Raw genomic sequence first — 13162 nt, 5'->3', positions numbered from 1 at the left:
CCTCCAATTTTATTTTGCGAATTCAATTATTCGCTTCTCTCTTATAACATTAACCTTTATCTGTCCGGGGAAATTGAGTTCCGATTCAACTTTCTTAGCAATATCTCTTGCAAGCATTGCCGCTTTCTCATCATCCATTGTAACTTCATCAACGATTACTCGAACTTCTCTTCCGGCTTGTAACGCATATGCTTTTTTAACACCATCAAAACTTGTTGCTATCTCTTCAAGTTGTTCCAAGCGTTTTATATAAGTAGTAAGTGTTTCACGTCTGGCACCGGGCCTTGATGCTGAAATGGCATCTGCTATGTGTGTAATTAATCCATAAATTGTTTTTGCCGGAATTTCATCATGATGACTTGCTATTGCATTTACAACAATAGGATCTTCACCATATTTTTTAGCCAAATCTGCACCGATCATTGCATGAGGTCCTTCAACTTCTGCAGATACGGCTTTTCCTATATCGTGTAAAAGCCCGCAACGAGCTGCAATATCCGGATCCAAACCAAGTTCATTTGCAACCATTCTTGCAAAATATGCAACTTCTTTACTATGTACAAGATTATTTTGTGTATAACTTGTTCTAAAATGCAAAGAACCTAAAAGTTTAACCAATTCAGGATGAACACCCCTAAACCCAAACTCCAAAACGGCTTGACGACCAATTTCTTCAATATTTTGATCTATTTCTTCTTGGCATTTTGCAACAACTTCTTCAATTCTTGTCGGATTAATTCGACCATCCTGAATTAATTTATCCAAAGCTCTTTTTGCAACTTCCCTTCTTATAGGATTAAAACCTGAAATAGTTATAATTTCAGGTGTATCTCCAATAACAAATTCCATTCCGGTTGCCATTTCCAAAGCTTTTATATTTCTTCCCTCTTTACCAATTATTCGACCCTTCATGTCTTCATTTGGTAAATTAACAATACTTGAAGAGTGTAAAGTCACCTGATCTGCAAGATATCTTTGCATTGCAGAAGTTAAAATTTCGATAGATTTATCTTTTGCGATTATATTAGTTTCTTCATCTACTTTTGACAGCCATTTTTGTTTTTCAAGTTTTACCTCTTTCTCCATTGCTTCAATCAAAATTTTGCGGGCTTCATCTTGACTCATACCCCCAACTTTTTCAAGTTTTATTACAAGATCATTGTAAAGTTTTTTCAACTTTGCTTCATCAAATCCTAATGCATCAAGACGCCTGGACATATCACGTTCTTTTTGTTGCAATTCTTTTCTTAAATCATCTAAAAGAACTTCTCGCTGTTCTATTGCATCTTCTTTTTTTTGCAACTTATGTTCAATACGTTGCTGTTCAATTTTTTCTTTTTTAATTTCCAAATCGAAATCGCTTCTTTTTTTATAAAGCTCTCTTTTAAGATTTGCCAAAGCTTCGCGTTTTTCATTTTCCGCAGCTTCTTTAGCATCGGCCAATAATTTTTGCGCCTCAAATTTTATTTTATAAAAGCTTTCTTTTTTTGTTTTAAAATAAAAAAATATTGAGATGGCTCCTAATAAAAGCCCTGAAAAAAATATGACTATTAACATTTTATAATTCCCTTAATTAACAAATTATCCCAAAAAAAAAATTAACATTAAGACATCAACCTTAATGTTAATTGTATAAAAAGGAACTATAATATAGAAAAATATCTAAAAAGTAGTAATTTTTTTAGGCGAGCTCTGAATCCAATAAATTCCCCAGCTTTAAAACTTTTTGCTGCAAAATTCCTAGACTGTCATTATTTTGTTTTAATTCTTTTGCCAATTCCAAAGCTAACATAACGGCCGTGACATAACCATCATTTGTATTCATAGCCGATGCTATTTCCTTCATCTTTTTGTCAACATATTGTACCGCAAAAAGAACGTCGGACTCATTGTCATCAGTGGCAAAAGTATAATTTTTGCCAAAAATAACTGCCTGAATTTTTTTTAATTCTTTTTCCATAATCAAATTACTTTACCACTTCTTTATTTTTCTCTTCGAGCGAGCTAATGCTATCAAGTAAATTTTTAATAGAATCTTTTATAAGATCCTTTTCAAGCTCAAATCCTTCAGAAGTTTTTTCTTTTGTTATTAATGCCTGCTCAAGTTGCACGCACTTTGACAATAACTTATCGTTTTCTTTTTTCAACTCACTATTTTTATTTTGTAAGTCTTTGTTCTTCTGAACGATTTGAAGAACCTTTACCTCTAGCTCCTCTAACTGTTTCATTTTTCTACCTTTTTATACAATCAAAGGTTAATAAATTGACACTCGACATACAAAAATTTTATTATTTTTATATGCCACATATCAAGTTTTTTACTTTTTTGCCAATTCTACCAATTTTGTAAAGGCTTTTGGCTCAAAAATAGCAAGCTGACTAAGCATCTTTCTATTAATTTTTATATTTATTTTATCCAAAGCATTAATAAATTTACTGTAACTAATGCCATTTTTTTTACAAGCCGCACTAATTCTGGAAATAAAAAGAGCTCTAAAATCTCTTTTTTTCAATTTTCTACCAATAAACGCAAATTCCATGGCTCTTAAAAGAGTCTCTTGTGCTCTTGTAAAAACTTTACTACGCAATCCCCAAAAACCTTTTGCCTGTTTCAACACTCTTTTGTGGCGTTTTTTTGTAACTGTGCCTCGTTTAATTCTGCTCATAATTGTCCTTTGTCAATGTTCTATTTTTTATCATTTAATAAAATAACTAATCCGGCATCAATATGCTTATATTTTTAGCATTTGCGCCTTCAAGCAAAACACCATGCTTAGATTGTCTTACTCTTTTTGTGCTTTTAGCCCAAGAATGATGACGTCTATATGATTTTGCTCTTTTAATTTTTCCATTACCAGTCTTTCTAAATCTCTTTCTGCATCCAGCATGAGTTTTCATTTTTGGCATATTATGTTCCCTTAAAAAACTAATTTTATTTCAAAAAATATATTTTGGACCAAAATGGACCAGCCTTTTGTTCTTTTTCTTCAAGCAAAGTTCCTATTTGCTGATCCGTTAAATCTTTATTTATTCTTTCAAACAATCTTGCACCCAGTTCTTTGATCATTATGAATTCACGACCCCTAAACTGCAGTGTAAATTTTACTTTTTTACCGTCTTTCAAAAATTCAACAGCTTTTCTTAATTTCGTGTTATAGTCATTATCATCAATATTCGGCCTAAGTTTAACTTCTTTTATTTGTATAATTTTTTGTTTTTTCTTCGCATCGCCAAGCTGCTTTTTCTTTGCATACAAAAATTTACCAAAATCCATTATTTTGGCAATAATTACATTATCTTTTTCACCAACTTGCACCAAATCAAGCCCGGCATCCTGAGCCGCTCGAAGAGCTTCAAATTTTGATATAACACCAAAATTTTCACCATCTGCGCCGATTACCTGCATTTGAGAAGCTCTAATTTTCTCATTTACAAAATAACTTGTAGCCAAAAGCTTATCACTACGCTCCGGCTGCCCATTTCCCTGTTTAAATTTACTCACTAATAAATTCCTTATAATTCAACCTACTCAATCAATAGGGTCAGTGTTTTTCATTACAGCATCAAGAACACGGTTAAGTAACTCTTGATTTTCAATAAACGCCTTAACACAATTATCCCTACCTTGAGCAATTTTTTCTTCTTGGTACATAAACCAAGGACCTGACTGCTTTATAATACCAAGCTTTACAGCAATCTCAAGCAGATCCAACTCTCTTGATATTCCATGGCCAAAAATTAAATCAATTTCAACAACTTTAAATGGCGGGGCCATTTTGTTTTTAGCTACTTTTACCGAAACTCTATTACCAAAAGGCTTTCCATCTTTTTTTAATGTGGCAATACGTCTTACATCAAGGCGAACAGATGCATAAAACTTTAATGCATTTCCACCGGTCGTTGTTTCTTTATTTCCAAATGGCATGCTATCAATTTTATGTCTAATTTGATTTATAAATATTAAAGATGTTTTTGACTTATGCACAATAGGCGTAAGCTTTCGCAATGCTTGAGACATTAATCTTGCCTGCAACCCAACATGGTGATCTCCCATATCGCCTTCAATTTCAGCCTTTGGTACCAATGCAGCTACCGAGTCTATAACCAATAAATCAATAGCTCCGGAACGAATAAGCATTTCTGCAATATCCAATGCCTGCTCACCATAATCTGGTTGAGAAATTACCAAATCTTTTGTGTTAACGCCTATGTTTGTCGCATAAATGGGATCCATGGCATGTTCAGCATCTATAAAGGCACAAATTCCTCCGGCCTTTTGAGCTTGCGCTATTGCGTGTAACGTCAATGTTGTTTTTCCGGATGCTTCCGGACCATATATTTCAATTACACGACCTCTTGGAAGGCCTCCAATACCTAATGCCTTATCGATCATAATGGAACCGGTTGAAATTGTTTGAACACCATCAACCGTCTTTTGACCCAAAAGCATTACTGCACCTTTTCCAAATTGCTTATCAATCTGGGCGAATGCTACTTCCAAAGCCTTCTGTTTTGCTTCAAACTCTGCATTACCGGCTGTAACTTTTTTTACTTGCATAAAACTATTCTTTCTCTTGTATTTATAAAATTAAATATCAATATCTTCAGGATAACTTATTCCCCGTTGCGCTCCCAATGTTTTTTCGAACTTTTCTATTTTAGCAGTTCTTAATAAAGATGCAATAAAAGCCTGTATATAAGCACCTTTTTCTTTATCCAAAACATTTTGCATTAAACTGTTTTTTTCTTGTGCAAAAGATATCAAATTGGTTTGTTCAATGTTTTTTAGCTGTACTAAACAATAATCGAATTTATTCTTTACAGATAAAACCTGATCGCCACTATCAAGCACAAAAGCTGATTGAATAAAAGATTCTTCAAGGCCCAAATCATCAAGTTTATCACTCTTTTTAACAGATTTTGTTTCCACAATATTTAAACCAAATGACTCCGATACGGCTTTTAAAGTTTGTTTTTTTTCTAAAATTGATCTTTTGGCTGTATTAATATCTTGTTTTAAAAGCTTTTTAGCATTCTTTTTATAAATATTTTTTAAAACTGTAGACTTTACATTATCAATTGAAGGTATAAAACTTTTTTGAATATTATTTAGCTGAAACAAAACAAAATCTTGTTTATATGCAAAAAAACCATACTGACCAACTTTTTTATTCGGTGAAAATATATGTTCAATAAGAGCAGACTCTACAGATTCATCTTTTGTAATATTTTTTTCAAACAATTTTGTGTCTACTTTTTTTAGGTTATTTTCTTTTACAAACTCATTTAATACATTTTCATTTGAAAGAACTTCATGAACAATTTTTTGTAAATCGGCACTCAAACCGGTTAATGTTTTTTTACCCTTTAATGTTTTTACTATTTCATCTCTAACATCGTCCAAAGGTTTTGTAGATGCGCCTTGTCTTTGTTCAAGTTGAATAAGTTCATAACCATCCAAAACTTTTATTATATCTGAAATTTCACCGGGATTTTGTAATCTAAAGGCCGCTTTTTCAAACTCCGCATCATATGTGCCTTTATCAAAGAAATTTATAAGGCCACCATTTAAAGCTGTTTTAGTATCTTGAGAATATTGTTTGGCCATATCGGCAAAATTTGCTTTTTTGGATATTACCTTTTCTTTTATCTCTTTAGCTGTTTTTAAAATTGATTCAATTTTTTCGGCTGAAGCATTTTTGTCAATCTTGAAAAGAATATGTCTTACTTTTACTTTTGGAGCAATTCTGAATAATGTTGAACTGTTTTTATCATAAAAAGATTGTACTAAAGATTCATCTATGACTATATTTTTTTTATAATCGGCACTTTTTACAAGCCAGTAGATAGCAGATCTTTTTTCCGGAACTCTATAATTTTCTTTGGTATTTTCAAAAAAGTTTTTTAATTCATCATTACCAATTTCTTTAGATTCTGCTTTTTTAAGATAATCATCAAATTTAAATTTAATTAGGCTAAAACTCTTTTTTGCAATTTTATTTGTAAAAATTTCCTGTAATTTTTTTACAGGAATATAGTTTCCAAGTTGAACAAAATTTTGAAAAGTTTCTCTTTCAAGCGAATGCTGCAACTTATCTTCAAATTCTGTTGGAGTTGTACCAATTTGCATTAAATATCTTTTATAAACATCTAAATTGATATTTCCAGCACTGTCTTTTAAAAATTCAGGCAATTTTGCAACCAACTCTTTTTCAAAGTTCTCCTGATCAACATCAACATTATAATATGATTTTTCCATATCCAATATTTTATTATTTATACATGCATCAAAAGCTGCCTGTTCAGGGTTCAAAAGACCAAACATAGATAAAAATAAATCCATCGAAATACCTGTTTTTCTGGCATAATCTTTATATAATTCAATTTGATTTTTTATGTCATTTAAAGATCTTTGATAATCAATTAATTTTATATCCTGTCCATTAATTTTTGCTATGGCTATTTGAGCCGGATGTTGGCTTCTATATGTTAAATACGTGGCAAAAGTACTTGCAGCCAATGCAAAAAAAACAACCCACAAAACCGAATGCCATTTTTTCATCTCTTTTCTAAATATGTATATCATTTCTATCCTTTCTAATAATATTTAGTTATAAAAAAAGCGATTATGCTCAAATTGTATCTTCAAGATGAATTATAGGCAACAAAAATTTTTGTGGAATTAAGATTTTATACTTTTTATAAGTTTTAGAAATAAAGAAAAGGCCCCGAATTAACAGGACCTAGTTTTGTTTATATGAAAAATAAAATCGTTTTAAATATGCAATTTTGGCATGAATTAAAAATCAAAACATGCAAAATCATTTAAAAATTGATCATCTCTTAATCTCAAAAATTCGTTTATATTATTAAAGCAATTAAGAGATTTTAAGTATTCCAAGTCTGGAACTTCTTCGTTTTTTAAAAAAAGATAAAGTGAATTCAAATCATCATATAATTCTTCAGAGTTATACTTATATGTTGTTATTCCGTCCAAGTTATCAATTAAATTTTTAGTTGATTCTTCTGAATTATATTTATAATAGTTATAACACTCAGATTGATGATTAAAATAATTTTTAAAGCATTTTAATAATTTATTCAATTCTCTTTTAAATTTATTATTATCATCATTGGTATTTAATTTTGCAATTAATTTAATCTGATTAAATAGTTTATTTCTAAGACAAGATAAACATACTTCCAAAATACCTGGATTATCATAATTTAATGTAACGTTCGAATTTAATTTTAAAGCTTTCGTGAAATTTTCAATTGATTCTTTTTTTGCTTTCTTATTTAATTCTATACATATTTTTTCTAAGCAAATATTATTTTTTAAAACTTCACTTAAGGCATCGTAGTAGTCATCACTTGAAAAACTTCCAATTAAATTTATTTTTTTTAAAGTATTATTATAAATTAGTGATTTTAAAATTTTTTTAACTACGTGTGATTTCAGATTACATCCCATAAGATCAATTTTTTTTATTGTTGAATTATTCAATAACATTTTTGAAAAAGCTTTTCCCAACTCAATGTTACCGGCAGTTAATGTATTCCCTCTTAAAATTAATATTTCCAACGAATTATTTTCACTTAATGCTTTTAATAAAATTTTAAGAGCGTTTGATGAAACAAAAGAATATCTAATATCCAACTTTTTAAGAGTTTTATTTTCTCTAATAAATTCACATATAACTTCAATTCCATAATAACCTAATTCAGACAATTTAATGGTTAGCTCTTCTAGCGATTTCGTATTATTTAAAATTTTTTTCAATAATTCTTTTTTCTTATAAAGAATTTTATCATCAGATTTAACTTCTACTCTTTTTAAATCAACCTCATAGATTAAATTAACGAGATTTTTAAAATTTGAGACTAAATTCTCGGGTCTTAAATCAGGTTTGAAATCTAGTCTTTTAACTTGATCTCCATTTTCTTCTAAAAAATTAGCTAATACTTCAAGCGTAGATGTATCCACCAATGGCTCAGGTATATCCAATGTACCATTTTCCCGATTCAATAATCGATCCAATACTGCATTAAAATATAACCTATCCAATAAATTCCTAATTTCAGATACAACAAAATTTTTTGAATAAGAATTCATCGAATTGGCAGTAGCGAATAAAAACATAAAAATAAAAAAACTATTTTTCACATAACTTTTCATAAAATCCCCACCAGTAAATTTAAAAACTTCTTGGCATTTTAAGCCAAAAACCAATGTAAATACATATTATATTTTACATACTTTAAATATATTACAAATAAAAAATAATACGATGGGATGTAGAAATATCCAAAAAAACCTATTATTTAATGATTTTTCGATGTTTTTAGTTTATTTTTTAAGGCAAAATAAACTAAAATCGATTTTTTTTGTATCTTGAATTTCAATAATTTTATTATCAAAAGAGCTATTATCAGACGAATTTTGAATCTGGGTTTTGAAGCTTTTCCAAAATACCTGTTGTTTTTTGGCATATTGCCTCGTTTTGCAATAAATATTTTCAGTTAAATTATCTAAATCTTCCAGCTTTTTACCGGTTTTGATCCAATGTAAAATTTCGTTGTATCCAATCAGGCCCTTTTTATCAAAAAAGTTTTCCCAATTTGTACCCAAAAACTTTTCAACTTCTTGGATCCAGCCGGTTTTTATCATTTCAACAGTTCTTTTTTTAATTCTATCGCTTAAAATTTCCATGGGCGGATTTATAAAAATAAATAAAAAGTTAAACGGTGGGTCAAATTTAGGCAAGGCATCAGAGGGCTTAATTCTTAAATTTTTCCAGATATCTATGGCTCTTTCAATCCTATAACTATCGTTTGGATGAATTTTTGCAGCACGTTCAGGATCAATTTTATTCAAATAATCCCAAGAGTATTGAATATCGAAAGTATGCAAGTCAGGGATCCTGTCTTTATTTAATTCAATAGGTGGAAAAAGTAGTGATTTTAGATAAAAAAGTGAGCCGCCAACAATAATTGGTGTTTTATTTTTAGCAACAATATCATTTATTTTATTAATAACAAGATTTTTATATTCAATTACAGATAAATCTTTTGGTTCGGACAAAATATCAAACAAATGGTATGGGATCTTTTGATTTTTCCAGTCAGGCTTTGCCGTACCTATAGATAAATTAGTATAAAATTGGCCAACATCTGCATTTATAATCTCGCCACCCACAATTTGTGCAATGTTATCGGAAAAATCAGTTTTTCCGGAAGCTGTAGGTCCCGAAACTATAATTACATATGGTTTATTATCATTTTTCATGCAAATGATAATAACAAATTATGCTGCAGATGAAAACTGCGTAATATTGGATTGTGTATACAAAAACTGTTTAAATGGAGCATGCAATTGGTCTAAGACCGACTGAGCATCGTGTCCGGTTACAACAGCTATTTCTTGAACTAGAAGTTCTTCCGCTACTGCAACGATTTTTTTCTCTCCAAAGGATAATTCTTTCTGTTGAGCAATATTCATTAATTCTTTATAAACATGTGCAACATCATCAATTTTGCCACTTTGAAGCCTTAATTGATAATCTTTATTTCTTCTATTCCAGCCACTTGGAGTAAAGTCCAAAAATTCAAATTTTCTTTCCGGTGGCAAATAAAAGAATTTAAAGATTTTATTAATTGCATCAAGGTTGCAAAGGTAACGGATTCCGCAGGAGCCTATTTTATCTAGGGGAAGAAGAATTGTTGTTTCTTTATATAGAAACTTTAGTTTAAATAATTTTAAACTTTTTTCACCTACCATTTTTTCTATTACTTCTTCTATTATGGCAACCCCATAACCCGGATAAAAAATATTATCCTGTACATTAAACATAAAAACCCCTTTCATCTTGCTGAATAAAAAACTAACCTCAGCCTGATGTATACCCAGATTGAACAACCCCTCCATATAAAAATTTCAAATAACTATTTAAAAAAAATAGGGCGCACCCTTTATAAGAATACGCCCATTTAAAAATTCAAAATTTAATCGCTGTCTTGATGAATTGTAAACTTTGGAATAAAAAAAATTATACATTCAAAATCCCTAACATTTTCTTATCGAAAACTTTGAAGTAAATTTTAGCAGAAAAAATATTCAATCCCAACTTATTATAAAAAAACTGAGTTTTTCTTCATTTTTGCCGTATTTATAAAATTATCTTATTTAACATTTGCATGCGATTGGATTTAATATTACCATTAATTAATACTAACCTTAAAAATGAGAGTGTGTTATGGCAAGAAAAGAATCGGATATAAATGAACTTATATTTAGAATTACTGTAATTTTAATATTACTTTTAGCTTTTAAACCTTTTTATTTATACATTCATTCAACAGACAATAAAGAACAAGTTAAACAAGAAAAAGAATCTGTAATTGCACCAAAAATTATAGAACCGAAGTCTTTAAATGAATCTGTAAATACAAATACAAAAGATAAAATAGTATTTAATAATAATTTAAAATTATTAAGTAATAACAATACTAAAACTTTAAATAGTAATAACGGTAATAAAAAAAATATTAAAAAAATTGTTATAAGAAATAATAATAAAAACGGCAAGCAAGTTTTGACTACAAAAAAAACCGCTGATAATAATAACAATGCAGAACAAATTAATAATTATGTTGAAAAAATAAATGCATATATAGAAGAACAAGATTTTTTGCTTTCATCAATAGATGTAGAAAATGAAAACATGCCTGTAATACTTGATACAATCAAAAATAATCTTGATGAAATAGAAAAACAAGCAGAACAAAATAAGATAAGTAATCTTATAAATAATACAAAAATAAATGAGCTTAAAACAAATATAGAATCATATAAGCAAGTAATAGAGCAAGTAAAAAATTTATAAAATCAGATAACGACGAACCCAGGATTTGTTTGAATTAATCAAACTAATCCTGGTAGTGCTCGCCCCCCTCAACCCTTGATTATATAATACTAAAAAATAACTATAAAAAATAAGACATTTAAAAAATTGGCATTTTGATCCCATATAAAAAGAAAAACCAAATGCAAGAAAATACAAACATTCATATAAAAAAAATTTTTAAATCCAGTTTTAGGTGGAATATAATCGGGAGTATATTTTTTGAAATCTCAAAAGTGGGAAATCAAATACTTCTTATAAAAACATTATCTACACAAGATTACGGTTTAATGGCTTCAATCTTTTCCATAATATATCTAACTATTTATATATCAGAATTTGGAATATCCCAATCTGTTCCGGTTTTTATAAATCTATTTTTAAAAAACAAATTTAATTTTAAAAAATTATTATACAAAATTTATCTATTACCCCAGGTAATAATTTTTATTATTGCAGGGCTAGTTACTACTTTATTTTATAAAAACAGTATTTTTATAAATACAAACTCCCCATATTTATTATTAATACCGGTCATAATTCTATTTGAGGGTATAAGAATATTTTTACGAAGATTTTTGCATACTATATTTTTATCAAAACAGGTAGTAATAGTAGAATCAATTTTAATGATATTATTTTTAAGCTCTATTTGGGCGCCATATTTCTTTTTTAATCAAATAATTACATTAAATTTAATTTTTATTTCTTTTTTAATTAACTCGATTTTAGCTCTTATATGTTTTATGGTTTTTATAAAAAATTACCAATCAACTTTACCGAATATTCAAGAAAATCTAGATAAAAAGATTTTACATAAAATATTTAAATCAAGATTTTTAAATTATTTTATTAATCTTGATAAGAATTTTTTCACGGGTAATTTTTTGACACCATTTTTTGCATCAAATTTTGGCATGCTTGAAGCCGGAATATTTAATCTGGCCAATCATATAGCAGAATCTATAAAAGCGATCACAAAATCAACTGTGATATTTTCGGGCGGTAGTTTATTTGCAAAACTAAAATCAAAATCATTAAGAGTTAAAAGAACGATATTTAAATTAATTTGTGAAAATATAAACAAAATTATTTACCCAATAGTTATATTTATAGTAATAAATAATAAACTATTTTTCGGTTCTACGGCGATAGATAAACTTTCAAACTCTATCATTACATTGACCGGCTTATTTTTTCTTATCACATGTCTTGAATATTTTTTTACAGCATATGAACAATTTTTTGTAATAGAAGAGAAGACCGAAAAGTTATTACTTTTAAAACTATTTGAATTTTTAATGTTTTATATAGTTATAAACTTTAATGGAGCTTCGATTTTAACTATTCTATTAGGTCTGTTAATTACAAAATTAATAAGCTTTGCAGCTACAAGCTTAACGGCCTTTTATATTTGGCAACTAAAACCATCTTTTAAAATTAGCCTAAAATCCATGCTTTTTTATTTCTTTTTATCGCTTTTAATAAGGTTTTTGATCTAAATCAATATATTATTGCATTTTCTATTTGTAATTTAATAAAATAATAATAGAAAATTAATAAAATTGAGGGGATTTTTATGAAAAGTTTAAAAAATATAATTTTAGCAATCATGCTTTTATGCAGCGTTAATGCATTGTCGGCTCAAATAACATTGGTTGATAAAAATGATTTTATCCACTATGGATTCAAGGATTTTAATACTGTAATTAAAAATATAACAGCAGAAAACAATAATTATATTAAATTAACAATTGATTCGGAAGAAAATATCAATCCAACAGGAGCACAAGCCATAGCAAAAGCATTAAAGAATAAAAACTGTAAACTTACTTTTTTAGATATTGGTTTTAACAAAATTGGCCCAAGCGGAGCCAAAGCTATAGCTGAGGCACTGCCTAACTGTAAACTTACTTATTTAGATATTAGAAGTAACAAAATTGGACCAAGCGGAGCCAAATCCATAGCTGAGGCACTGCCTAACTGTAAACTTACTTATTTAGATATTGGGGCTAACAATATCGACGATGCCGGAGCGCAAGCAATAGCAAAAGCATTAAAGAATGAAACCTGTAACCTTACGTATTTAGATATTAGAAGTAATCGAATCGGTAGCGCCGGAGGACAAGCTTTAGCGGATGCATTAAAAGATCCAAATTGTAAAATTACTTATTTAGATATTGGCGGTAGCAATATTGGTGATGAAGGTGCAAAAGCTTTAGCAGAAGCATTAAAAAACCCAAACTGTAAACTTACTT

Annotated in this window: 14 protein-coding genes; 3 read left to right on the top strand and 11 right to left on the bottom strand. The window is 28.9% G+C overall.

Annotated features, from left to right (window positions below):
* Positions 1–9: 9 nt before the first annotated feature.
* From rny to KKE07_03255, 11 genes are all read right to left on the bottom strand, one after another.
* Positions 10–1557: a ribonuclease Y gene (rny, locus tag KKE07_03305; protein ID MBU4269877.1), complete on the bottom strand. Its 1548-nt coding sequence runs from the start codon at positions 1555–1557 to the stop codon at positions 10–12.
* A 124-nt stretch (positions 1558–1681) separates the two neighbouring features.
* Complete coding sequence (locus KKE07_03300; protein ID MBU4269876.1) at positions 1682–1960, bottom strand: cell division protein ZapA; 279 nt, start codon at positions 1958–1960, stop codon at positions 1682–1684.
* 7 nt (positions 1961–1967) lie between these two features.
* Positions 1968–2228, bottom strand: coding sequence for a hypothetical protein (locus tag KKE07_03295; GenBank protein ID MBU4269875.1), 261 nt, complete (start codon positions 2226–2228; stop codon positions 1968–1970).
* Positions 2229–2318: 90 nt separating this feature from the next.
* The gene (rplT, locus tag KKE07_03290; GenBank protein ID MBU4269874.1) at positions 2319–2666 is read right to left on the bottom strand and encodes a 50S ribosomal protein L20; all 348 of its coding nucleotides are present in this window, start codon (positions 2664–2666) and stop codon (positions 2319–2321) included.
* 46 nt (positions 2667–2712) lie between these two features.
* On the bottom strand, positions 2713–2907 hold the full coding sequence (gene rpmI / locus KKE07_03285; protein ID MBU4269873.1) for a 50S ribosomal protein L35: 195 nt from the start codon (positions 2905–2907) through the stop codon (positions 2713–2715).
* A gap of 25 nt (positions 2908–2932) precedes the next feature.
* A complete protein-coding gene (gene infC, locus KKE07_03280; protein MBU4269872.1) occupies positions 2933–3502 on the bottom strand; it encodes a translation initiation factor IF-3 in 570 nt (189 codons plus the stop codon).
* A gap of 27 nt (positions 3503–3529) precedes the next feature.
* The gene (gene recA / locus KKE07_03275; GenBank protein MBU4269871.1) at positions 3530–4558 is read right to left on the bottom strand and encodes a recombinase RecA; all 1029 of its coding nucleotides are present in this window, start codon (positions 4556–4558) and stop codon (positions 3530–3532) included.
* Between the two features lie 30 nt (positions 4559–4588).
* The gene (locus tag KKE07_03270) at positions 4589–6586 is read right to left on the bottom strand and encodes a peptidylprolyl isomerase (GenBank protein ID MBU4269870.1); all 1998 of its coding nucleotides are present in this window, start codon (positions 6584–6586) and stop codon (positions 4589–4591) included.
* Between the two features lie 213 nt (positions 6587–6799).
* Positions 6800–8179 carry a hypothetical protein gene (locus tag KKE07_03265; GenBank protein ID MBU4269869.1) on the bottom strand — a complete coding sequence of 460 codons (1380 nt, stop codon included), beginning with the start codon at positions 8177–8179 and terminating at the stop codon, positions 6800–6802.
* 171 nt (positions 8180–8350) lie between these two features.
* Entirely contained in the window at positions 8351–9289 is a 939-nt protein-coding gene (gene miaA, locus KKE07_03260) for a tRNA (adenosine(37)-N6)-dimethylallyltransferase MiaA (GenBank protein MBU4269868.1), read from the bottom strand.
* An 18-nt stretch (positions 9290–9307) separates the two neighbouring features.
* Complete coding sequence (locus KKE07_03255) at positions 9308–9853, bottom strand: hypothetical protein (protein ID MBU4269867.1); 546 nt, start codon at positions 9851–9853, stop codon at positions 9308–9310.
* Between the two features lie 403 nt (positions 9854–10256).
* On the opposite strand from KKE07_03255, the gene KKE07_03250 reads away from it, so the two are divergent.
* The 3 genes from KKE07_03250 to KKE07_03240 form a co-directional block, all read left to right on the top strand.
* Entirely contained in the window at positions 10257–10886 is a 630-nt protein-coding gene (locus tag KKE07_03250; GenBank protein ID MBU4269866.1) for a hypothetical protein, read from the top strand.
* A 254-nt stretch (positions 10887–11140) separates the two neighbouring features.
* Positions 11141–12406: a hypothetical protein gene (locus tag KKE07_03245; GenBank protein MBU4269865.1), complete on the top strand. Its 1266-nt coding sequence runs from the start codon at positions 11141–11143 to the stop codon at positions 12404–12406.
* A gap of 77 nt (positions 12407–12483) precedes the next feature.
* Positions 12484–13162 (top strand): hypothetical protein (locus KKE07_03240; protein MBU4269864.1); only part of this gene is annotated, 679 nt, incomplete at its 3' end.

It is taken from the genome of Candidatus Dependentiae bacterium, from assembly GCA_018897535.1.
Taxonomy (GTDB): Bacteria; Babelota; Babeliae; order Babelales; family UASB340; genus UASB340.
Note: the sequence above shows the minus strand (reverse complement) of the source record. Positions and strands in the feature narration are given on the sequence as shown.